Here is a 21,703-nt window from a genome sequence, read left to right as displayed (position 1 = left end):
GGCGCGAGCAGCACGGCTCAGCCGAGCCGTCCCAGTACGGTCAGGCCTGGCCCCGGGCCTGCCGGATGCGCTGATAGGCATTGCCGATCTCGACGGTGCGGGCCTCGGCAACCTCGCGCATGCTGTCCGGCAGCCCCCGGCTGGCCAGCTTGTCAGGATGGTTTTCGCTCATCAGCTTGCGATAGGCGCGCTTGATCTCGGCATCGCTGGCCTCCGGGCTGATACCCAGCACCTTGTACGCGTCCTCCAGCGGGCTCTGGCTTTCCTGAGTGGCGCCTGCCCCATGGGAGGCTCCCCCACGCAGCATGGCCTCGATCTGGGCTATTTCCGCCTCACTGCAGCCAAGGCCGCGGGCCACCCGCATCAGCATGTTGTGCTCGGCTGGGTGCAACACGCCGTCTGCTGCAATGGCCGACAACTGCACCTGCAAAAAGATCTGTCGCAGCGCACCGCGACCACGGGTCAGGCGTGCCACTCTGGCGATCTCGGCATCCAGATCGAAGTCACTGGCCCGTCCGCGTTCGAATGCGGCACGGGCACTGGCCTTGGTGCTTTCGGGCAAGCGCAGGCGCACCAGCAGTTGCTCGAGCACCTGACGCTCTTCCCCGCTGACCTGACCGTCCGCCTGGCACACGGCGCCCATGACGGCGAAGGTGGAGTCCATGAACTGGCGTTGCATCTCGGCCAGACCCTTGCCGAGCATCACGCCGCCGCGCAGACGTCCGCCCAACCACCAGCCGATGCCGCCACCGATCAACATGCCCAGCGGGCCTCCGGTCAGCAGCCCAATTACCGCCCCGATAACAATGATGGTCAGCATAATTCCTCTCTGTCGGAGCCGTGTTTCAGTCCACGGCGTGCTGTCTGCTCAGGTGGCGCTGGCAGGTGCTTGAACGGTCATCGACTCGCCATCACGCCCACCCACCACCATGGGGGTACGCGAGGCAGGATACCACCGCCACCCGGACGCGGGCGAAAGCGTGAGCCGCCCACCTTTTCATCGAATGGTCATGGGCGTCACCGATACTTGCCGCCAGGTTAACGACGAATGCACTGCCCAGGACGTCTTATGCGACTTTCCTTCACTCGACTCGCCATTGTTGGCGCTATTGTTTCGGCTTGCGCCAGCGTCAGCGTGGCGTCCCACGCCGTGGCGCCGACCCACTGCGCACTGACGCCATCGATCTCTGTGTTGCCGGTCTCTGTTTTGCCGGTCTCTGTGCTACCGCCCCATATGCGATCGGCCCCCATGTAGGGGGCCGATCGCGTCGTGCTCTGAAGGGACGGTAGGCTGACTCAGCCGAGGCGCTGCCGGATCGCCGCTTCAATTCCCTCAGCGTCCAGACCGCAGTCTCGCAGCAATTCAGCCGGCTTGCCGTGCTCGGCAAAGACATCCGGCAGGCCCAGGTTGAGCACCGACACAGAGACCCCTTCGGCCAGCAACAGCTCGTTGATGCCGCTTCCGGCACCGCCCGCCACGACGTTCTCCTCCAGGGTCACTACCAGCTCGTGAGCGCGGGCCGCCTCGAGCACGGCGTCCCGGTCCAGCGGCTTCACACTGCGCATATTGATGTGGCTGGCATCGAGCCGCTCCGCCACTTCGGCAGCAGGACCATTCAAGCTGCCAAAGGCCATCAATACTACGCCCTGGCCCTGGCGACGCGGTTCGGCCACCCCGATCGGCAGCGGCTCAAGGTGATCGGGAATCGCCACGCCTGGCCCCGTACCGCGCGGATAGCGCACCGCCGCTGGACCCGGGTGGTGATAGGCCGCACTGAGCATGGCGCGGCATTCTGCCTCGTCAGCCGGGGCCAGCACCACCATGCCGGGCACACAGCGCAGGTAGGATAGATCCAGGGCACCGTGGTGGGTGGGACCATCCTCCCCGACCAGGCCTGCGCGGTCGATGGCAAAGGTCACGTCCAGATCCTGCACGGCCACATCGTGAATCAATTGGTCGTAGCCACGCTGGAGGAAGGTGGAATAGATCGCGACCACGGGCTTCATGCCTTCGCAGGCCATGCCGGCGGCCAGGGTCACCGAGTGCTGCTCGGCAATGGCCACATCGTAGTAACGATCCGCATACTCCTTCGAGAAACGGATGAGGTCAGAGCCTTCGCGCATGGCCGGCGTGATGCCGATCAGGCGCTCGTCTGCCGCGGCCATGTCGCAGATCCAATCGCCAAAGACACTGCAGTACTTCTTCTTTGGCGGCGCGGGTGGCGTTGCCACCTCAGCTTCCCGAGCCTTGGCCGCATCGGGCGTTTCGAGCTTGGTAATGGCGTGATAGCCAATAGGATCGGACTCCGCCGGCAGGAAGCCACGGCCCTTGCGCGTCTTGACGTGCAGAAACTGCGGCCCCTCGAGATCACGCATGCTGGTCAGGGCGGCACTCAAGGCATCAAGGTCGTGTCCATCGATCGGCCCGACATAATTGAACCCCATCTCCTCAAACAGCGTGGCCGGGCTGACCATGCCCTTCACATGTTCTTCCGTACGGCGTGCAAGCTCCAGGGCACCCGGCAGATGAGACAGCACCTTCTTGCCGTTCTCGCGCATGCTCAGGTACGGCTTGCTGACCAGAATGCGGGCCAGGTAGCTGGCCACACCGCCGACATTCTCGGAAATCGACATTTCATTGTCGTTCAGCACCACCAGCAGATTCGCATCCACATGGCCGGCATGGGCCAACGCCTCGAAGGCCATGCCGGCGGTCAGGGCGCCGTCACCGATCACCGCGCAGACGCGACGATCCTGGCCCTGGGTACGTGCCGCCAGCGCCATGCCCAGAGCCGCCGATATCGAGGTACTGGAATGGCCGACGCCAAAGGTGTCGTACTCCGATTCGGCTCGCCGTGGGAAGGCCGCCAGGCCACCGTAGCGGCGTATGCCGGTCATCGCTTCGCGACGACCGGTCAGGATCTTGTGCGGGTAAGCCTGATGACCCACATCCCACACCAGGCGGTCATGGGGCGTACGAAAGGCATGATGCAGGGCGACGGTCAGTTCGACCACGCCAAGGCCGGCACCAAAGTGGCCGCCGGAAACACCAACGCTGTAGAGCAGGTAGGCGCGCAGTTCATCCGCTACGCGCTTGAGCTGGTCTGCGGTCATCGCACGCAGCGCAGCCGGGGTATCCAGAGTATCGAGCAGCGGCGTTGCCGGCCGCTCGGTGGGAATCGTGTCGAACAGCTTCATGGTAGCCCTGTGGTCGTCAGTGATCGCGTTCGATCATGTAGCGGGCGAGCCCTGCCAGAGGCGCCGCCGACTCGCCCAAGGGGGCGATGGCCTCGAGCGCCTCATCGATCAGTGCCGTCGCCTTGGCCCGAGCTCCCTCAAGCCCGAGCAGGGCGGGATAGGTCGGCTTGTCACGGGCCGCATCGGCACCCGACGTCTTGCCCAGCGTATCGGTGTCACCCGTGACATCAAGCACATCGTCATGTACCTGAAAGGCCAGGCCGATAGCGGCGGCATAGACATCCAGGGCGGCCAGGCGCGCGTCGTCTGCGGGCACCGCGATCAAACCGCCAAGCCTGACGGCGGCGCGAATCAGCGCGCCGGTCTTGTGGCGATGCATGGTTTCAAGGCTGGACAGGTCCGGGCGTTCGCCCACTGCCGCCAGGTCCAGCGCCTGCCCGGCCACCATGCCATCACGCCCGGACGCTTGCGCCAGCGTGGCCACCAATGCCCCCAGGCGAGGAGACGTTGAGGTGGCGAGCAACTCGAAGGCCAGGGTCTGCAGGGCATCGCCGGCAAGAATCGCAGAAGCCTCATCGAACGCCTTGTGCACCGTGGGCTGACCGCGGCGTAGGTCGTCATCGTCCATGGCCGGCAGATCGTCATGCACCAGCGAGTAGGCATGCACCAGCTCAATGGCCGCAGCAGGAATGTCGAGATCGTCGTCGTTGGCGCCCAGCGCCCGACCGGCGGCATAGACCAGAATCGGGCGAAGCCGCTTGCCGCCGACAAGCAGACCATGGCGCATCGCCGCTTCGAGTCTCGGCTCGACCGACTGGCGACCCACGAACAGCGTCTCCAGGCAGCGATCGACTCGCGCCCTGTCGGCGGCCAGACGGGCCAGCATGGTATCAGCGTTCACCCGCGTCCTCCCCGATATCAAAGGGCGACAGCTGCATCCCCCCCTCGGCGTTCTCCGTCAGACTGCGAACCTTGAGCTCCGCATCGTCCAGGCGTTGCTGGGCGTGGCGGGTCAAGGCCACGCCCTGCTCGAACGCCTTCAACGACTCCTCGAGCGACAGCTCCCCCGACTCCAGCCGTTCCACCAGGTGCTCCAGTTGCCCCATGGCCGCGGCAAAGTCCTGAGGCTCGGCATCTTGCTGTGATGGCTGGCGGTCCTGCGTTGCCATGCGCCCCTCCAGACAGTGGGCCAGGGACTGACCCGAAATGGCTTGGTCACGGCCATCGCCGACCGTGCGGGACACCGTGACGCCATCGCCAGGCACCCGGTCACCCTAAAGGGCGACAGTATACACGCTCTGCCCCTGGGGTCGTCTGCCCCGCGTTCCTTGCGCCTTGGTCGAAGACGTCACCGCGTTGGCCAGCGTACATGCACAAGACTCATGCTGCGGTGCAAGGATTTTCAACGTGGCAAAGGCTGCATGTGGTAGGCTATCGACCCTGATTTAGCGCCTTCTCCGCCAACCAGCCGCTGGCTGCCGCCACTTCCAAGAGGTTGATTCGACCATGGCCAAAACGTCCCTGGACAAAAGCAAGATCAAGATCCTGCTGCTCGAGGGCGTCCACCAGAGTGCAGTGGACAATTTTCTCAATGCCGGATACACCAACATCGAGCATCTGCCGACCTCGCTGGACGAGGCCACGCTGATCGAGAAGATCCGGGACGTGCACTTCATCGGTATCCGCTCCCGCACTCAGCTCAATGAGCGGGTGTTCGCGGCAGCCGAAAAGCTGGTCGCGGTTGGCTGTTTCTGCATCGGCACCAACCAGGTCGACCTGGGTGCGGCACTGGTACGCGGCATCCCGGTATTCAATGCGCCCTACTCCAATACTCGCTCGGTGGCGGAACTGGTGCTGGCCGAAGCGATCATGCTGCTGCGCGGTATTCCCGAAAAGAATGCGCGCGCCCACCAGGGCGGCTGGCTGAAAAGTGCCAAGAACAGCCACGAGGCTCGTGGCAAGACCCTGGGCATCGTCGGCTATGGCAGCATCGGGTCGCAGCTGTCGGTACTGGCAGAAGCGCTTGGCTTTGACGTCATCTACTACGACGTCATCACCAAGCTGGCGATGGGCAATTCTCGCCAGGTCGCCAGTATGGAGGAGCTGCTGGCCCGCTCCGATGTGGTCAGCCTGCACGTGCCGGACCTGCCGTCCACGCGCTGGATGATCGGCGAAGAGCAGATCAGCCTGATGAAGCCTGGCGCCATCCTGATCAATGCCGCCCGCGGCAGCGTGGTGGTGATCGAGGCGCTGGCCGAGGCCATCAAGGAAGGCCGCCTCAATGGCGCCGCCATCGATGTCTTCCCGGTCGAGCCGAAGGGTAACGACGACATCTTCGAAAGCCCGCTGCGGGGTCTGGAGAACGTCATTCTTACCCCGCACATCGGCGGCTCCACCCTGGAAGCCCAGGAAAACATCGGCGTCGAAGTGTCTGAGAAGCTGGTGACCTTCTCCGACAATGGCACCAGCATCACCTCGGTCAACTTCCCCGAGGTGGCCCTGCCGGCCCATCCGGACAAGCACCGCCTGCTGCACATCCACGAGAACGTGCCTGGCGTGATGTCCGAGATCAACCGCGTGCTGTCCGAAAATGACATCAACATTTCCGGCCAGTACCTGCAAACCAATGAAAAGGTCGGCTACGTGGTCATCGATGTGGACAAGGCCTATGGCCCCCAGGCCCTGGAGGCGCTGCGCGAGGTCAATCACACCCTGCGTACCCGGGTCCTCTATTCCGAGACCAACTACGCCGACTAGGCCGCCGGACGCTGTTCCAGCTCGACGACGCCGCGCTCCTTCGGGAGGGCGGCGTCTTGCTGTCGTCCCAGGATGAGCGACAGACGACATTTCATGCCAACAAGACCTATCCTGATCTCTCCCCGCTGAGCGCTTCACAAGGATGCCTGATGCCGACCGGACTGGCCTACCTGATCGTGGTACTGGTGTGGGCCTCGACGCCCCTCGCCATCAAATGGAGCGCAGAAGCCGGCGCCCCCATCGGCAGCGTCATGCTGCGCATGGGGCTGGCGCTGGTGGCCGGCATCGTGCTGCTGCTGGTGTTGCGCAGAACACTGCGCACAGACCGCCGCGCGCTGGTCAGCTACGCCGCCGCCATTCCGGGTGTGTTTGGCGCCATGGCGCTGAGCTACTATGCCTCCCAGTTCTTGCCATCGGGCATGCTCTCGGTGATGTTCGGCATGGCCCCTCTGATCTCTGGCATCATCCTGCAAGCGCTGCCGGGCAGCACGCGGCTGAAGCGCTGGCACTGGATTGGCTGCGGCCTGGGAGTGACAGGCCTGGCGGTGGTCTTTCTCGACAGCCTCGCCCTCGGCAGCGGCCAGCAGCTGGTGGCCCTGGTCATGATGCTGTCCGCCGTCACGCTGTTCAGTGGCAGCGGCATAGCGGTCCAGCGCATCTCTGCGGGACTTCACCCTCTCGAGCAGACCGTCGGCGCCCTGGCGGGCTCCATGCCGTGCTTTCTGGTGCTGTGGCTAGCCAGTGGCGAGCCCCTGACCATCCCCCTGAGTGACCGCGGCCTGTGGGCAGTGCTCTATCTCGCCCTGTTTGGCTCCTTGATCGGTTTCCTCTGCTACTACCTCATTCTGTCGCGGCTGCACGCGGCCAGCGTTGCATTGGTCACGCTGATCACTCCGGTTCTGGCGCTATCTCTTGGCATGCTGTTCAACCAGGAGACCCCTTCAGCCTCCATGCTGGCCGGCGCCGCGCTGATTCTCGTCGCGCTTGGCGCCTATCTGTTCGGTGACCGCCTGAGCCGCCGTCGGGCGGCTCGGCATCACGGCGACACTTGACCCTTATGAGCGTCGGCTTGACAACTCATCAGGCCACGGCCATTTTGTACACAATAACTGACAGCGATTGCGTACCAGAACTGTGCACTCATATCGCACATCTGCTGTCGTACACGGCCACCGTCGGTTCCATGGAGGTGCAGTCGGACACAGACCGCGCACACCTCCATCGGTAGCCATCCTTGAAGGCACCTGAACCAGGTATTCGGCCAGACGCCATGCGGTGACGGCTCCTGGCAGCGGTTCGTGTCATGAACACTACCGCATGCCGAAAGCGCCTCACCCTGCCTGGGTAACCCTTCGCTTCGCGAAGGAGGAATGCATGCATTCACACACACCCACGACATGGATCCGGCAGCCGCTGGCCACCAGCGACCCCGCCGCTACAGCAGGCGTCGTGGTGCAGGGCTCACGTATTGTCGAGAAGCTCGGCGCGGGCCAGGTGCCCAGCGTAGCCGTCGACGAGGTGTTCGATGCCTCCCGGCACGTGCTGCTGCCCGGACTGGTCAATACCCATCACCACTTCTACCAGACGCTGACACGGGCCTACTCGCCTGCGCTCAACAAGGAACTGTTTCCCTGGCTCACTACCCTATACGACGTCTGGGCCCACCTGGATGAGGCTCAACTGGCGCTGGCCAGCGAACTCGCCATGGTGGAACTGTTGATGAGCGGTTGCACCACCGTGGCGGATCATCACTATGTGTTTTCCGGGGCCCTGGAACATGCCATCGACGTACAGGTCGAGACAGCTAATCGGCTGGGGGTGCGGGCAGCGCTGACGCGAGGCTCCATGAGTGTGGGTCGCGATCAGGGCGGCCTGCCACCTCAATCCGTCGTCCAGGACGAAGCCACCATTCTCGATGAGAGCACCCGCCTGATCGACGCCTATCACCAGCGCGGCGATGGCGCCATGATTACCGTGGCATTGGCACCTTGCTCCCCGTTTTCGGTCAGCCGCGAACTGATGATCGACAGCGCCCGCCTGGCCGAGGCCAAGGACGTTCGTCTGCATACCCACCTGGCCGAAACCGAAGACGAGACCCACTACTGCCAGAAACTGTTCGGCATGCGTCCGCTGGATTATCTGGAAGATACCGGCTGGCTCAGCGATCGCACCTGGCTGGCCCATGGCATTCACTTCAACGACGACGAGGTCAGCCGACTCGGCAAGGCGGGTACCGGTATCGCTCACTGCCCCTCTTCCAACATGGTCCTGGGCTCCGGCATGTGCCGAACGCTGGAGCTGGAGGCCGCCGGAAGCCCGGTAGGGCTTGCCGTGGATGGCTCGGCCTCGGCGGACCATTCCAATCTAGCCGAAGAGATGCGCCAGGCCATGCTGATCGGCAGGCTACGTTATTCCCCCAGCCAGGTGCGTCACCAGGACGTGATTCGCTGGGCCACAGAAGGCTCCGCCCGCTGCCTGGGCCGAACCGACATCGGCGGACTTGACGCTGGACAACAGGCGGACCTGGCGCTGTTTCGCCTGGACGAGCCTCGTTTCTCCGGCGCAGAAAACCCGCTTGCGGCGCTACTGCTGTGCGGCGCACATCGGGCCGATCGCGTCATGGTGGCCGGCCGCTGGCGAGTCGTCGACGGGCTGCCCGTCGATGTCGACCTGGGGTCCCTGCTGGCCCGTCATGGCGAGGCGGCGGCGCGGCTTCGACAAGCGGTCTAGCCAGCAGGACAACACGGCAAGAGCGATACCGACGCCACGGAGCCCTGCTGCGTGGCATCGTTCTTGCAACGCCATTGTTCATCACCGCTGCATCACGGCAGTCAGCCACCAGGACTGACACCTGATGCGGTGGACCGGACTCATCGCCCAGGCCAGGGGACGGCCTGGCACTACAACGACAACAGGAGAGGATCCCGCCATGCATACGCAAGAATCCACTGGCGATAACCGCGACCGGCCCACGGTTCGCTCCACCCACGACGTCAATGCCATGCCGCCACTGGGAAGGGCGATACCGCTTGGCTTGCAGCATGTGCTGGCGATGTTCGTCGGCAACGTGACCGTTCCCATCCTGATTGCCGGTGCTGCGGATCTGCCGGCGGATCAAACCACCTTCATGATCCAGGCGGCGATGTTTGTCGCCGGTGTCGCCACCTTGGTGCAGTCACTCGGTATCGGCCCCATTGGTGCTCGACTGCCTATCGTGATGGGCACCAGCTTCGGCTTCGTGCCGGTTCTGATTCCCATCGCTGTAGGCATGGGCCTGCCAGCAGCGCTCGGAGCTGCACTCTGCGGCGGTATCGCCATGGCCCTGGTAGGCCTGTTTCTCCCGGTCTTTCGCTTTCTGTTCCCGCCAGTGGTCACCGGCACCTTTGTGGTCATGCTGGGTACACTGCTGATGCCGGTGGGCTTTGCCTACTGGGGTGGCGGCTTCGGCGCGGCGGACTTTGGCGCCACCCATCACCTGCTGCTGGGCGCCCTGGTACTGATCGTCACCTTGGGCCTGCACCAGTATGGACGCGGCATCTGGTCCGAAACGGCACCGTTGATCGGCCTGGTCGTCGGTTACGTGGCGGCCACCAGCTTTGGCTTGATTGATTTTTCAGGCATCGGCAAGGCTGACTGGCTGTCCCTTCCTGTGCCCCTGGCCATCGGCATCGAGTTTCATCTGGCTGCCGTTCTTCCCGTGGTGCTGCTGGCCATCGTCACCTGCGCCGAATCCATCGGTGATATTGTCGGCACCACTGCCGGAGGCCTGGACCGGGAGCCGACGCCCAAGGAACTGTCCGGTGGTGTCATGGCGGACGGCATCTCCAGCGTGTTCGCCGCCATCTTCAACGCCTTTCCGCAGATCAGCTTCAGCCAGAATGTGGGCATGGTCGCCCTCACCGGCGTCGTCAGTCGCTACGTGGTCGCCATTGGCGGTGCCTTCCTGCTGCTGGCCGGGCTCATCCCCAAGCTGGGCGCGATTGTCTCCAGCATTCCCAACTCCGTGCTGGGTGGGGCCGTGTTGATCATGTTCGGCATGATTGCCAGCGCCGGCATCAAGATGCTGTCTCACATCGACTTCAACAAACGCAACATGGTCATCATCGGCGTATCGCTTTCCGCCGCGGTGGGTCTACCCGCCCAGGAGGGGCTTTACGCCAACCTGAACGAGAACCTTCAAGCCATCATTGAGTCGGGGCTGATTCCTGGTGCGCTGTTCGCCATCATCCTCAACCTGGTTCTACCGAAAAGCGACCGAGTGTTCCGTGACGACGTCTAAGCCTCAGCGCCATCACCGGCAGCGACCGAACTGAACCGGCCCTGCTCACGACATCCTTCTCCCGCGCAGAAACAGCACCCACGAGCCCCAACCAGGGCCCGTGGGTGCAGCCACGTGTCCAGACTCAGCAGCTTCTGACGTCACGGTAGCGATGCCGCCGGTAGACCTTGACGCGCTGGCCCTGCAGCGTCGTCATCCCTTCCCATTGGAAACCTGCATGCTGAGCCACTCGCGTCGATGGCACATTGGCAGGATCAATGACCGCCACCAATGACTCGCTGTCGGTGACCGTAAAGGCATGGGTGACGACAGCACGCGCCACTTCGGTAGCCAGGCCCCTGCCCCAATGACGCACCGCATAGCGATAGCCAATCGCCAGCTCCTGCTCGCCATCCAGGGTCTCGTGATCGAAACCGCAAAACCCCATCAGGGCACGGGAGACCGGATGCACCACGGCCCAGTAACCAAACCCCTTTTGCCTGTACGTCTGACGACACGCCTCGATAAATGCCTGACTACGCGCAACGTCGCAGGCCCCACCGAGGGAGTAACGCATGACCCTAGGATCGGCCAACAGCCGGCTCAAGGCGGGCAGGTCGTACGCTTCGAAGGGGCGCAGGCGGCTGCGCGGCGTGGCCAGCACGTCGCCGCTCATCGGTATCGGAGGTTGCTCGTCATTGTGCATGCGGGCTCCGTATCGTCAGGCATGCCAACGAATCTACGTCATCCTGGCAGCGCCTGACCATGGTCTAGCACGAGCCTCTGGGTCTGGCCTCCCTCACGATCTATCACCACCGGGCTCGATCACTCGCCCGATGATCGCGTTCCTTGGTCTAGCCCTTTGGTCGAAGCACGCCCCGACAACCGGTGCTCCCGCGCTAGTCTTGCCAGGTTCGCCCTCGTTGGAGCCACCACGATGTCCGCCTCACCCTCTGCGCTACCTGCCAACGACGACGCTGCCGTCGTCCGCCACGACGACCGCGGGATCGTGCACCTGACCCTCAATCGTCCCGCCAGCTTCAATGCACTGTCCCAGGACATGCTGACGGCGCTGGATGATGCCTTTACGACCATCTCCCCCAGCCCTGACCTGCGTGCCGTGGTGATCGCCGCAGATGGCCGGGCGTTCTGCGCCGGCCACGACCTGAAGGAAATGCGCGCCCTGGAAGATGAAGACGCCTACCGCCAGCTGTTCGCCCAATGCTCGCGGGTGATGCAGCGCCTGCAGGACTGCCCGGTCCCCGTCATCGCCCGGGTTCAAGGCCTGGCCACTGCCGCGGGTTGCCAGCTGGTCGCGAGTTGCGACATGGCGGTCGCCTCCAGCAGCGCGCGCTTCGCCGTATCTGGCATCAACGTGGGTCTGTTCTGCTCGACACCCGCCGTTGCCCTGACCCGCAACATCGGCCCCAAGCAGGCGGCTGAAATGCTGTTTACCGGTGACTTCATCGATGCCGAGCAGGCGTTGGCGTGGGGATTGATCAACCGTGTCGCCGAACCCGACGCGCTCGATGACTGCCTTGAGGCACTGCTGGATAACCTGCGCGCCAAGAGCCAGGTGGCGCTGTTTACCGGCAAGTCGATGCTGGCCCGCCAACGGGCACTCCCCTTGGGCCAGGCCTACGCCTATGCGGGGGAGGTCATGGCGGCCAACATGATGGCCGAGGATGTGGCAGAGGGCATCGACGCTTTTGTCGCCAAGCGCCGCCCCCGGTGGACACATCGATAAAGGGCGCTCGACTCACGACGTTCTCCTTTCATCCTTCACTTTTCACCCAAGGACTGGTTATGGAAGCGTTTTCCGTAAACGCGACAAGACGCTGCACCTGCAGGTATGCTAGCCCTTCAGCAACAGGTTCATGGCTAGCCCCAGGAGAAGACAGGTGACGGAGAACAAGCGCAGAGCAGCCGGGCGACCGGCCACCGGCAAGACCAGCGGAGGCCATAGCCAGTCGCTGGTGCGGGGACTCAATCTGCTGGAGCTGCTGGCCATGCGCCCCGGCGGGCTGGCCCTGTCCGATATTGCCGAGCAGGCCGACCTGGCCCCCTCTACGACGCACAGGTTACTGCAGGCACTGCTGAGCCAGGGCTTCGTGACACAGGACGAAACCCTTGGCGTGTGGCGCATCGACGTCAAGACCTTCCGCATCGGCAACAGCTTTCTCGAGGCTCGCGACTTTGTTGCCACCAGCCGCCCTTACCTGCGCAGGCTAACCAGAGACACCGGCGAAACGGCCAACCTGGGCGTACGCGATGGAACAACCGCGGTATTTCTGGCCCAGAGCGAATCCCCCCAGATGATGCGCATGATCACCCGCCTGGGCTCTCGTGCACCGCTGCATGCCTCCGGCGTGGGCAAGGCACTGATGGCCTGGCTGCCCGATGATGATCTAGAGCGGGTCCTGGCAGAACGTGGACTGGACCGCGTTACCGTCAATACTCTGTCGAGCCCTTCGGAGCTGCGCCGCGCCATGGCCGAGATTCGTCAGCGTGGATACGCCTGCGACCGCGAGGAACATGCCATCGGCCTGCACTGTGTGGCGGCCTGCATTCATGACGAACTCGGCACGCCTCTGGCCGCCATTTCGGTGTCGGGTCCGGTAGCACGCATCCCCGATGAACGACTGGACGCGCTGGGCGAAAGAGTGCGCGATACCGCTGCCGAGATTACCGCTCAACTGGGCGGGCGTGTTCCCGACGCTGACGAGTTCAAGCCCTGATATCTCTACCGGCATCATTCCGTCATCCTCCACAGGAGCTGTCATGAGCGACGCCTGGCGTCAGTACAAGAGCGCTCCACCCGCCGGTACCGTGCTGCTGGAATGCTCCCGCCTGCCCCCTGGTGACAGTCAGTGCCTGTCCCTGGAAAGCGATAACGGTCGGTTTCCTCTGATCATCGCCCGTGATGCCGGCGGAGAGGTGCGCGCCTACGTCAACGCCTGCCCACACCAGTACCTGCCCCTGAACGGGCGCAGCGACACGATAATGAGTCGGGACGGCGAACTGCTGATCTGCACCCATCACCAGGCCTGCTTTCGCCTCGACAGCGGTGAAGGCATCTCCGGCCCCGCCCAGGGCGAAGCGCTGGACCCGGTACCCGTGGTTGAGAACGATGGCTGGTGGGTGATAGGTGAATGAAAACGTTATCCGCGCTTCCATACCAAAGCGCGACCCGCCACATTGATCATGAAGCCACCCTAAGGACGTGGCTTCGCAGTGACGCATCAAGAATGCGAGCCCTCCGTCTGGCGGCGGAGCTGGACCTGGAAGATTGGTGCCTAGCCGCAGGCTTTGTGCGAAATCTGGTCTGGGATAAGCTTCATGACAAGCTGACGCCCTCCCCTCTCAACGACCTTGACCTCATCCACTACGCGCCCACCAGGACGTGTCAGAAGAGCGACGCGGCCATCCAGCACTTCCTTGAACAGCAATCCCCCTTGCCTTGGTCGGTCAAAAACCAGGCAAGAATGCACATTCGCAATCATGACGACCCCTATACGTCGACCGCGGATGCCATGAGCTATTGGGTGGAGCTGGAAACAGCGGTTGGCGTCAGGCTCTCACCCGATCAAGAGATCGAACTGATCGCCCCCTTCGGACTGGCGCCGCTTTTCGCCGGCACCATTACACTCAACCCGAAAAGCGGCAAGGCCGACGCTTTTCGACAGCGCGTCGAGGAAAAGGCCTGGCTTGCTCATTGGCCGAAGCTGAAGGTCCAGCAACACCCATGACGCTACATCGTCTGCCCGACCTCTCACCAAGTGAGGCTGATCATCACGGCTAGGGAGCGCCGTCGTAGGTCTCCTCCCTCAAGCACAGGTCAGCCATAGATAAGCCACAGATAAGCCACAGATCAGCCACAGATCAGCCACAGATCAGGCAAAGATCATTCCCCAAGAGAGGAATCACACCCCTGCTCCAGCTGATCGAGCCGGTCTTCAAGCCGCCCGACCAGACCCATCAGGTCGCGATATTCCTCAGCGCTGAGCGTGGCCACGACATCGGCTTCCCACTGTCTTGCCTCGGGAATCAGCGTGGACAACAGCGTCCTTCCAGCCGCCGTCAGGCGTAGGTGCTGCACCCGCTGGTCATGATCCGCGGGTTGGCGCAGGATGAACCCTCGCTCCTCCAGCGCCTGTACCGCGCGGGAGATACGCACCTTGTCCATGCCCGTGGCCTGGGCGATCTGCTTGGCCGACAGCTCATCCAGATGGGACAGCCACGCCAGCACTCTCCACTGGGCAATGGTCAGCTGGTAGCGCTCTGCGTACATCTGCGCCAGCGCCTGGCTGAGCCTGTCCGCCAGCCGATTCAGCCGGTACGGAAGAAACTGCTGGAGATCCAGCCTAGCGATATCGGTATTGGTAGCGGTATCGCGCTCACGCGAGCCCATGGCGTCTTCCCCGGAGGATACGTTCGGCCGCCGACGTGAACGCCAGCTTATGGATGAATACCGAACGATAGCCGGGATAGGCAGGGGCAGCAATGCGGTGACACCCCTGTAGTGACACCCCTGTAGTGACACCCCTGTAGTGACACCCCTGTAGTGACATCCGTGTGGTGATACGAACGTGGCGCTTGCGACCGTCACTCATGATGCCATCCAGTATGCCCCCCTGAGTCGGCGGGCGTAACACCCGACTCAGCTCACCACGACGCGATCCCGGCCTTCCCGTTTACCGACATACAGCGCCTTGTCGGCCCGCTTCAAGAGCGCATCCAGGTCCGAATCCCCTGGTCGCATTTCGGCAATGCCGATCGTCACGCTCAAGGCCAGCATGCTCATGTCGGAACGCGAGGCGAGCCCGGCGATAGCCTGCTGCAGGCGGGCAGCCACCTGTTTCGCATCGTCAAGGCGAGTGTCCGGCAGCGCCACCACAAACTCTTCGCCGCCGAAACGCCCGATAATGTCCTGTGGGCGCAGCGACTGCTGACAGGCCTCGGCAATTTCGATGAGGACCTGATCCCCCTGGCTGTGGCCCCAGGTGTCGTTGATGACCTTGAAGTGATCGACATCCAGCATGAACAGACTAAGCGGAATGCCTTCCACGCGGGAGCGCTGAAATAGGGTCTGGGCACGCTTCATGAAGTGGCCTCGGTTAGCCAGGCCGGTCAATGCGTCCTGCTCGGCCAGCCGCCTCAGCTGTGACTCCAGAGAACGCCGATGGGCCATTTCCCTGAGCAGCTGCCGATTGTGGCCGCGCTCCTCATGCAACAACGCAAACTGCTTGCGCTGCAGGTATTCCACCCGAAGCAGCGCAAAGAATCCCACTACATTGGCCATGATCAGCAGCAGCGTGATGCGCAAGATGACCACCGCAGAGACCTCCGTCGCCAGCACCACAGCCACCAGAAAGCCCACGCTGAGGTACAGGCTGGCGCCGGTCACCACCGTCAACAGGTTAGGAATCAGCAGGTAGAACGCCATGATCGCCACGATGACCGCCAGCATCTGCGTCGACAGCGTATCAGGGCGCAGCGGGACGATAAGGATAATGCCGGTCGCCAATATCCAGAGCGGCAGGGCGTGCAACCACAGGCGCTGGCTGTAGTTGCCCCAACGCCCTATGGCCATGGCCAGCGCCAGACAACAGCCGACGACAATGGCCCGCATGATGACCAGCGCATAAAAGGCAGCGCTTTGACCGACATAAAAATAATCGGAAATGGTAAACATACCAAAGATCATCGCCGCCACGACAATCGCCAGGCGCGACTCAAAGCGAACCCTTGGTTTTATGGTGCGGCGATATACATCTTCACGGTCACGCTCGCGGAACTGCCCGGTCATCCAGTACACCTGGTGATCGGTTCTCTCTCTGAACTCAGGTGCCATCAATGACATCTCATCTCCCTGTCTGCCTCCCCGCCTATACCTGGCAGGTGTTGCCGGCGTCGCCTTGCCGGTCGGCAGAACGCGAGCCTGCGGCTCGTACAACAGCCTGAGCGGCTGCTGTCCCCGGCAGAACCCATAAATCATTATTTTATTAAATTAAACAAACGCTTATATTAAAATACAAACCATTGAAATTACACAAGTAAAGATCACCTGCAGTGAAAAACAAACATCGATTTTAGGCCGTTAATCGTATCCGTACAGCGATGGTTGAACGAGACCGAAGTGCACTTTAGCCGCCGTGTTATCACGTCTTCACCAGCAACAAAAAAGTGCTTGTTCAGCATGAAAAAGTCCCGCTAGCAAGACGTTTTGCCGGAAAGTGGAAGCGCATAAACTTCACGCCCGTCTTGCGCGAACCGTGTCGGAGAACACTCTTTGGGCGTATTCCACTAAAGTCACGTGCCAATTAGTTTCTTTTGAAACTATATTGAAAGGACATCAGCAGTCGTCTCTTCGATGGAGGTGTCTTTCATGTCTCCCCGCCCTGGACGAAGCTCTCTGACCTACCAGAGTGGCTTTCGTAACCACTTCACCAGCGAGGCACTGCCTGGCGCCCTGCCCCAAGGGCAGAATTCGCCCCAGCGATGCCCTTACGGGTTGTACGCCGAGCAGCTCACCGGCTCGGCCTTTACCGCGCCGCGTAGCCACAACCTGAGAAGTTGGCTCTACCGCATCCGCCCGTCGGTGGCCCAAAGTGCCTACCATCCATTGGATGGCGGTGATCTCGCCACCGCGCCGCTATCACGGCCTGCCGCAGACCCCAACCAGATGCGCTGGGACCCAGTCCCTATGCCCGAGGCGGCCACCGACTTCATCGACGGCCTGACCACCATCGCGGTCAATGGCGACGCCGGCACCCAGACCGGCTGCGGCGTCCACCTCTATGCCTGCAACAGCGACATGACCGAGCGCTTCTTCTACAGCGCCGACGGTGAGCTGCTGATCGTGCCCCAGCTCGGCACCCTGCGCCTGCGCACCGAGTTCGGCCCCCTGGACGTAGGGAATGGCGAGATCGCGCTGATCCCCCGTGGGGTCAAGTTCCAGGTACGCATTGTTGAGGGCGACCAGGCCCGAGGCTATGTCTGCGAAAACTACGGCAGTCCGCTGGAGCTGCCGGGGCTTGGCCCTATCGGGGCCAACGGCCTGGCCAATCCGCGCGATTTCCTGTCACCCGTCGCCGCCTATGAGGACGTCAGCGGAGACATCGAGCTGGTGGCCAAGTTTTCAGGCAGGTTATGGGCGGCCCGGCTCGACCACTCGCCACTGAACGTGGTGGCCTGGCACGGTAACCTGACACCCTGCAAGTACGACCTGGCCAACTTCAACACCATCAACACGGTGAGCTTTGACCACCCGGATCCATCGATCTTCACCGTGCTGACCTCTCCGTCGGATACCCCGGGCATGGCCAATATCGATTTCGTGATCTTTCCGCCACGCTGGATGGTGGCCGAAAACACCTTCCGCCCGCCCTACTTCCATCGCAACCTGATGAGCGAATTCATGGGCTTGATCCATGGCGAGTACGACGCCAAGGCTGGGGGCTTCCTGCCCGGCGGCGCCAGCCTGCATAACTGCATGTCGCCCCATGGCCCCGACGCCGAGAGCTTCGAGAAGGCCTCGAACGCATGCCTGGAACCCCACTACCTGGGCGCGACTCTGGCCTTCATGTTCGAGAGTCGCTACGTGTTCCAGCCCACTGAAAAGGCTCTGGCCGCCGACTTCCGCCAACGCGACTACGTGAGCGTATGGCAGGGACTGCGCTCCCACTTCGACCCGAACCGGCCCTGAGCCACGCGACAACAAGGAATCCTGCGATGAAACTGGCTAGCCTCAAGAGCGGACGCGACGGCGAACTGGTGGTCGTCTCCCGTGACCTGACTCGCGCCGTGCGCGTTCCCCAGATCGCCACCACCCTGCAACAGTTGATGGAAGATTGGGACACCAACGCGCCCCAGCTCGAGGACATCTACCGGCGGCTCAATGACGGCGAGCTGGATCAGGCCTTCGAGCTCGACCATCACTCACTGCACTCGCCGCTGCCACGCACCTACCACTGGGCCGATGGCTCGGCCTATCTCAATCACGTACAGCTGGTACGCCAGGCGCGCAACGCCGAGATGCCAGAGACCTTCTGGAGCGACCCGCTGATGTACCAGGGCGGCGGCGACCGCTTTATCGGTCCCTTTGACGATATCGAGGCGATCAGCGAGGACCATGGCATCGACTTCGAGGGTGAGCTTGCCGTCATCACCGACGACGTACCCATGGCGACCAGCCCCGAGCAGGCAGCCGGACATATCAAGCTGATCATGCTGGTCAACGACGTCAGTCTGCGTGGCTTGATTCCTGGCGAGCTGGCCAAGGGCTTCGGCTTCTTTCAGGCCAAGCCGGCCTCCAGCTTCTCGCCGGTCTGCGTCACCCCGGACGAGCTGGGCGAGGCCTGGCGCGATGGCCGCGTGCACCTGCCGCTGACGGTTCACCTCAACGGCGAGATGTTCGGCGCGCCTGAGGCGGGGCCCGACATGATTTTCAGCTTCCCCCGACTGGTGGCCCACGCCGCGCGCACCCGCCACCTGGGTGCCGGTGCGGTGATCGGCTCCGGCACCGTGTCCAACCCGGACCCGGATGGCGGCCCCGGCAAACCGGTGGCCGACGGTGGCGTAGGCTATAGCTGCCTGGCCGAGGTACGCATGGTAGAGAAGATTCTCCACGGTGACAGCACGACACCCTTCATGCGCTTCGGCGATCGCGTGCGCATCGAGATGTTCGACGACGGCGGTCACAGCATCTTCGGTGCCATCGACCAGCGAGTGGTGAAGTACACACTCTGATCCCACCAGCGGATACTCCACATGCAGCTCTACGGCTATTTCCGCTCTTCGGCGGCCTATCGGGTGCGAATCGTCGCCAACCTCAAGGGCATCTCCCTCGACCATCATCCGATCGACCTGAGCAAGGGCGAGCAGCGGGACAGCGTCAATCTGGCGCGCAACCCCCAGGGGCTGGTGCCGACCCTGATCACCGATGATGGGCAGCCGCTGACCCAGTCCCTGGCGCTGTGCGAATATCTGGACGAATGCTATCCCGATCCGCCGCTGCTGCCCGGCGATGCCGCACAGCGGGCGCGCATCCGCGCCCTGGCCCAGGTCATCGCCTGCGATATCCATCCGCTCAATAACCTGCGGGTGCTGACGCATCTGACCGGCGCGCTAGGCCTGTCCCAAGACTCCCGGCTGGCCTGGTACCGCCACTGGGTAGCCACGGGGCTGACAGCGGTCGAGACCATGCTTGAGCCTCATAGAGGCAGGTTCTGTGTTGGCGATCAGCCGACCCTGGCCGACGTCTGTCTGGTGCCGCAGGTGTTCAACGCCGAACGCTTCGACTGTGACCTGTCCGCCTATCCCGCGATACAAGCGATCTGCGAGCAGGCTCGCTGTCTACCAGCGTTCGCCAAAGCGGCACCCGAGGTTCAGCCCGACGCGCGCTGAGATCGGCTACACTACTCGGCTACGCTGCTCCGCTATCTTAGCCAGCTACCTTAGCCAGCTACCCTGGTCAGCCACCCGAGGCCCCACCAGGCGCTGCCGGTATGGCCGAGCAGCCCGCCATATCATCGTGAAGGGAGCGTCGCGCGGCGCTCCCTTCGCGTTCCCTGACACTTGCCATCGCCGATCTGGAGCTGCACGTGCTGAACCCGACATCCCGCGCCACGGTAGGCCTGCTGGCCGCGCTGACCGCTCTGGGGCCGCTGGCCACCGACATGTATCTTCCCGCCATGCCCGCCATGCGTGAGGCCCTCGGTACCGGCGCCGACCAGATCCAGTTGACCCTATCGCTGTACCTGATTGGCTTTGCCATGGCGCAACTGCTGTGCGGCCCACTGTCGGACCGTTTCGGCCGCAAGCCGATTCTCGCCGCCGGCATGGGTATCTTCCTGCTGGCAAGCCTGGCCTGCGCGTTCGCCCCCAACATTGAGACACTGCTGGTGGCGCGCTTCTTCCAGGCCCTGGGCGGCTCTGCCGGACCGGTGCTGGGCCGGGCCGCAGTACGCGACATCCACGGCCCCTTCGAGGCCAGCCGTATCCTTTCCTACATGGCCAGCGTCATGGCCCTGGCCCCGGCGCTGGCACCGGTGGTGGGCGCGGGCCTGCTGGTGTGGTTCGGCTGGGACGCGATCTTCCTGGCACTGGCGTTCTACGCCCTGGCCATGCTTGGGCTGATCGCGATGATGCCGGAGCCACTGCCCAAGGATCGCCGCCAGTCGATCAAGCCCTCGGCACTGGCTACCACCTTCCGCTCATTGCTCGGACAGCGAGACTTTATCGGCTATACCCTGGCCAACGCCGCGGCTTTCTCCGGCCTGTTCGCCTTTCTATCAGGCTCATCCTTCGTGCTGATCGACTACATGGGTGTCAGTCCCGACGTCTACGGCTATCTGTTCGCCGCTATCGTGCTGGGCTTCTTTATCGGCTCGATGGCAAGCGCCAAGCTCAGCCGTCGGCGTAGCCGACACCAGCTGCTGACGGTAGCGACGCTGATCGCTGCCCTGGGCGGTATCACCATGGCCTTGCTGTCAGTGGCCGGGGTGCATACGCCCTGGGCTGTCATCGTCCCCAACATGGTCTACATGGTCGGCTTCGGCATCATCATGCCGCAGACCATGGGAGGCGCCCTGGCGCCCAACCCTCATTGTGCGGGCTCGGCCTCGGCGCTGTTCGGGTTTATCCAGATGAGTATCGCCGCCGCCGCAGGCGCGCTGGTCGGCCAGTTACACGACGGCACCTCCCATAGCATGGCGATCGCCATCGGGCTTTCCGGAATGCTGGCGCTGGTCTGCTACCGCTGTATTGTGACCAGACCTCCTGCGGCTCCAGTAGGCACGGCCGCCACCGAGAACTGACCAGCAGGCGCTTACGCCAAGCGGCCCCGTGGAGGTGAACTGACCCAACGGGGCCGCTGGCATTGCGGCGCTGCTACTGGCGCCAGGCACGCACGAAGGTCCAGGTGCCGATGCCCCAGGCGCCATTGACCAGAAAGCCAATGGGAAACACGGCAAGATCGATACCGCGCCCCTTGAGCGGGAAGACCACCAGCATCGCCACCAGCGTCAGCGCGATACCGCCGAACAGGCCCGCCTTCCACCAGCCACCGCGCTCAATACGTGCTGCCGCAAACACCAGCATCATGACCAGGCCCCAGACACCGCCCCAAAAACTTGCAGAAAACCAGGCAGGGACGTCGAGAGGGGCGACCGGCGTCATGGAATAAGGTGAAAAGGGGATCACTCCGTAGGCGTTGAGCAATCCCACCACGGGTTGGTGGAAGCAGATGACGGCAAGAAATCCGGCGGCGAAGGCAAGGGCAAGATGACGGGACATGGCGACTCCTCCTGAGAAGCGTGGACAGGGATCATTCTCTGACACCAGCAGCGTCCGGCTGGTGTTCATCAGACTCCCACGGCGGCCTATATCGCTCAAGGGCCATCAGGAAAAGCGCCGCGTCCGCCGTCGTGGCGGGCTGGCTCCCCATGCCTCACTGTGCATGTCTTCAGCGGGCGCCGTCATCGAAAG

20 protein-coding genes are annotated in these 21,703 nt (G+C 63.1%); 12 read left to right on the top strand and 8 right to left on the bottom strand.

The window, feature by feature from the left end; all coding sequences use genetic code 11:
- Window positions 1-40: 40 nt before the first annotated feature.
- The 4 genes from djlA to JF545_RS11560 form a co-directional block, all read right to left on the bottom strand.
- A complete protein-coding gene (gene djlA / locus JF545_RS11575) occupies window positions 41-820 on the bottom strand; it encodes a co-chaperone DjlA (protein WP_206942196.1) in 780 nt (259 codons plus the stop codon).
- A gap of 476 nt (window positions 821-1,296) precedes the next feature.
- Window positions 1,297-3,198, bottom strand: a complete 1,902-nt coding sequence (dxs, locus tag JF545_RS11570) for a 1-deoxy-D-xylulose-5-phosphate synthase (protein WP_206942187.1) — start codon at window positions 3,196-3,198, stop codon at window positions 1,297-1,299.
- A 16-nt stretch (window positions 3,199-3,214) separates the two neighbouring features.
- Window positions 3,215-4,084 (bottom strand): (2E,6E)-farnesyl diphosphate synthase, encoded by an 870-nt coding sequence (gene ispA / locus JF545_RS11565; protein WP_206942593.1) that lies wholly within the window; start codon window positions 4,082-4,084, stop codon window positions 3,215-3,217.
- A 4-nt stretch (window positions 4,085-4,088) separates the two neighbouring features.
- Window positions 4,089-4,367: an exodeoxyribonuclease VII small subunit gene (locus tag JF545_RS11560; RefSeq protein WP_206942185.1), complete on the bottom strand. Its 279-nt coding sequence runs from the start codon at window positions 4,365-4,367 to the stop codon at window positions 4,089-4,091.
- 337 nt (window positions 4,368-4,704) lie between these two features.
- Here JF545_RS11560 and serA point away from each other — a divergent pair, with 337 nt between their 5' ends.
- The 4 genes from serA to JF545_RS11540 all read left to right on the top strand — a co-directional run bounded on the left by serA (window position 4,705) and on the right by JF545_RS11540 (window position 10,234).
- Complete coding sequence (gene serA, locus JF545_RS11555) at window positions 4,705-5,955, top strand: phosphoglycerate dehydrogenase (RefSeq protein ID WP_206942183.1); 1,251 nt, start codon at window positions 4,705-4,707, stop codon at window positions 5,953-5,955.
- 149 nt (window positions 5,956-6,104) lie between these two features.
- Window positions 6,105-7,007, top strand: coding sequence for a DMT family transporter (locus JF545_RS11550; protein ID WP_206942182.1), 903 nt, complete (start codon window positions 6,105-6,107; stop codon window positions 7,005-7,007).
- Window positions 7,008-7,329: 322 nt separating this feature from the next.
- Window positions 7,330-8,685, top strand: a complete 1,356-nt coding sequence (locus tag JF545_RS11545) for an 8-oxoguanine deaminase (protein ID WP_206942181.1) — start codon at window positions 7,330-7,332, stop codon at window positions 8,683-8,685.
- A gap of 199 nt (window positions 8,686-8,884) precedes the next feature.
- On the top strand, window positions 8,885-10,234 hold the full coding sequence (locus JF545_RS11540) for a uracil-xanthine permease family protein (RefSeq protein WP_206942180.1): 1,350 nt from the start codon (window positions 8,885-8,887) through the stop codon (window positions 10,232-10,234).
- A 124-nt stretch (window positions 10,235-10,358) separates the two neighbouring features.
- Here the strand turns inward: JF545_RS11540 and JF545_RS11535 are convergent, their stop codons facing one another.
- Window positions 10,359-10,919, bottom strand: coding sequence for a GNAT family N-acetyltransferase (locus tag JF545_RS11535; protein ID WP_206942179.1), 561 nt, complete (start codon window positions 10,917-10,919; stop codon window positions 10,359-10,361).
- A 231-nt stretch (window positions 10,920-11,150) separates the two neighbouring features.
- Between JF545_RS11535 and JF545_RS11530 the strand changes: the two genes are divergently transcribed.
- The 4 genes from JF545_RS11530 (at window position 11,151) to JF545_RS11515 (ending at window position 13,962) form a co-directional block, all read left to right on the top strand.
- Window positions 11,151-11,960, top strand: a complete 810-nt coding sequence (locus tag JF545_RS11530) for an enoyl-CoA hydratase (protein ID WP_206942178.1) — start codon at window positions 11,151-11,153, stop codon at window positions 11,958-11,960.
- Window positions 11,961-12,114: 154 nt separating this feature from the next.
- Window positions 12,115-12,951: an IclR family transcriptional regulator domain-containing protein gene (locus JF545_RS11525; RefSeq protein WP_206942177.1), complete on the top strand. Its 837-nt coding sequence runs from the start codon at window positions 12,115-12,117 to the stop codon at window positions 12,949-12,951.
- 43 nt (window positions 12,952-12,994) lie between these two features.
- Complete coding sequence (locus tag JF545_RS11520; protein WP_206942175.1) at window positions 12,995-13,369, top strand: Rieske (2Fe-2S) protein; 375 nt, start codon at window positions 12,995-12,997, stop codon at window positions 13,367-13,369.
- Complete coding sequence (locus JF545_RS11515) at window positions 13,366-13,962, top strand: nucleotidyltransferase family protein (protein WP_242520801.1); 597 nt, start codon at window positions 13,366-13,368, stop codon at window positions 13,960-13,962. The genes JF545_RS11520 and JF545_RS11515 overlap by 4 nt, the downstream gene beginning before the upstream one ends.
- A 155-nt stretch (window positions 13,963-14,117) precedes the next feature.
- On the opposite strand, the gene JF545_RS11510 is transcribed toward JF545_RS11515, so the two are convergent.
- Together JF545_RS11510 and JF545_RS11505 are read right to left on the bottom strand one after the other, a co-directional pair.
- Window positions 14,118-14,624, bottom strand: a complete 507-nt coding sequence (locus tag JF545_RS11510; protein WP_206942173.1) for a MarR family winged helix-turn-helix transcriptional regulator — start codon at window positions 14,622-14,624, stop codon at window positions 14,118-14,120.
- Window positions 14,625-14,873: 249 nt separating this feature from the next.
- Entirely contained in the window at window positions 14,874-16,076 is a 1,203-nt protein-coding gene (locus JF545_RS11505; RefSeq protein WP_242520800.1) for a GGDEF domain-containing protein, read from the bottom strand.
- A gap of 525 nt (window positions 16,077-16,601) precedes the next feature.
- On the opposite strand from JF545_RS11505, the gene hmgA reads away from it, so the two are divergent.
- The 4 genes from hmgA to JF545_RS11485 all read left to right on the top strand — a co-directional run bounded on the left by hmgA (window position 16,602) and on the right by JF545_RS11485 (window position 21,033).
- Window positions 16,602-17,921, top strand: a complete 1,320-nt coding sequence (hmgA, locus tag JF545_RS11500) for a homogentisate 1,2-dioxygenase (RefSeq protein WP_206942171.1) — start codon at window positions 16,602-16,604, stop codon at window positions 17,919-17,921.
- Between the two features lie 26 nt (window positions 17,922-17,947).
- Window positions 17,948-18,964, top strand: a complete 1,017-nt coding sequence (locus JF545_RS11495; RefSeq protein WP_206942169.1) for a fumarylacetoacetate hydrolase family protein — start codon at window positions 17,948-17,950, stop codon at window positions 18,962-18,964.
- A gap of 21 nt (window positions 18,965-18,985) precedes the next feature.
- On the top strand, window positions 18,986-19,621 hold the full coding sequence (gene maiA / locus JF545_RS11490; RefSeq protein WP_206942167.1) for a maleylacetoacetate isomerase: 636 nt from the start codon (window positions 18,986-18,988) through the stop codon (window positions 19,619-19,621).
- 197 nt (window positions 19,622-19,818) lie between these two features.
- The gene (locus tag JF545_RS11485; protein WP_206942165.1) at window positions 19,819-21,033 is read left to right on the top strand and encodes a multidrug effflux MFS transporter; all 1,215 of its coding nucleotides are present in this window, start codon (window positions 19,819-19,821) and stop codon (window positions 21,031-21,033) included.
- 73 nt (window positions 21,034-21,106) lie between these two features.
- Here JF545_RS11485 and JF545_RS11480 read toward each other — a convergent pair whose 3' ends face one another.
- Entirely contained in the window at window positions 21,107-21,511 is a 405-nt protein-coding gene (locus tag JF545_RS11480) for a hypothetical protein (RefSeq protein WP_206942163.1), read from the bottom strand.
- Window positions 21,512-21,703 lie beyond the last annotated feature (192 nt).

Source organism: Halomonas litopenaei (assembly GCF_017303055.1).
GTDB lineage: Bacteria > Pseudomonadota > Gammaproteobacteria > Pseudomonadales > Halomonadaceae > Halomonas > Halomonas litopenaei_A.
The sequence above is the reverse complement of the archived record's forward strand: the minus strand, read 5'-3'. Positions and strand labels throughout refer to the sequence as shown.

Excerpts from the sequence above, each read along its gene's own strand:
- JF545_RS11545 (WP_206942181.1), top strand. The coding sequence starts at position 7,330 with ATGCATTCACACACACCCACGACATGGATCCGGCAGCCGCTGGCCACC.
- maiA (WP_206942167.1), top strand. The coding sequence starts at position 18,986 with ATGCAGCTCTACGGCTATTTCCGCTCTTCGGCGGCCTATCGGGTGCGA.
- JF545_RS11535 (WP_206942179.1), bottom strand. The coding sequence starts at position 10,919 with ATGCACAATGACGAGCAACCTCCGATACCGATGAGCGGCGACGTGCTG.
- djlA (WP_206942196.1), bottom strand. The coding sequence starts at position 820 with ATGCTGACCATCATTGTTATCGGGGCGGTAATTGGGCTGCTGACCGGA.
- JF545_RS11480 (WP_206942163.1), bottom strand. The coding sequence starts at position 21,511 with ATGTCCCGTCATCTTGCCCTTGCCTTCGCCGCCGGATTTCTTGCCGTC.
- JF545_RS11515 (WP_242520801.1), top strand. The coding sequence starts at position 13,366 with ATGAAAACGTTATCCGCGCTTCCATACCAAAGCGCGACCCGCCACATT.
- JF545_RS11530 (WP_206942178.1), top strand. The coding sequence starts at position 11,151 with ATGTCCGCCTCACCCTCTGCGCTACCTGCCAACGACGACGCTGCCGTC.
- ispA (WP_206942593.1), bottom strand. The coding sequence starts at position 4,084 with ATGCTGGCCCGTCTGGCCGCCGACAGGGCGCGAGTCGATCGCTGCCTG.
- JF545_RS11505 (WP_242520800.1), bottom strand. The coding sequence starts at position 16,076 with ATGTCATTGATGGCACCTGAGTTCAGAGAGAGAACCGATCACCAGGTG.
- JF545_RS11520 (WP_206942175.1), top strand. The coding sequence starts at position 12,995 with ATGAGCGACGCCTGGCGTCAGTACAAGAGCGCTCCACCCGCCGGTACC.
- JF545_RS11560 (WP_206942185.1), bottom strand. The coding sequence starts at position 4,367 with ATGGCAACGCAGGACCGCCAGCCATCACAGCAAGATGCCGAGCCTCAG.
- JF545_RS11550 (WP_206942182.1), top strand. The coding sequence starts at position 6,105 with ATGCCGACCGGACTGGCCTACCTGATCGTGGTACTGGTGTGGGCCTCG.
- serA (WP_206942183.1), top strand. The coding sequence starts at position 4,705 with ATGGCCAAAACGTCCCTGGACAAAAGCAAGATCAAGATCCTGCTGCTC.
- JF545_RS11495 (WP_206942169.1), top strand. The coding sequence starts at position 17,948 with ATGAAACTGGCTAGCCTCAAGAGCGGACGCGACGGCGAACTGGTGGTC.
- JF545_RS11510 (WP_206942173.1), bottom strand. The coding sequence starts at position 14,624 with ATGGGCTCGCGTGAGCGCGATACCGCTACCAATACCGATATCGCTAGG.
- JF545_RS11540 (WP_206942180.1), top strand. The coding sequence starts at position 8,885 with ATGCATACGCAAGAATCCACTGGCGATAACCGCGACCGGCCCACGGTT.
- dxs (WP_206942187.1), bottom strand. The coding sequence starts at position 3,198 with ATGAAGCTGTTCGACACGATTCCCACCGAGCGGCCGGCAACGCCGCTG.
- hmgA (WP_206942171.1), top strand. The coding sequence starts at position 16,602 with ATGTCTCCCCGCCCTGGACGAAGCTCTCTGACCTACCAGAGTGGCTTT.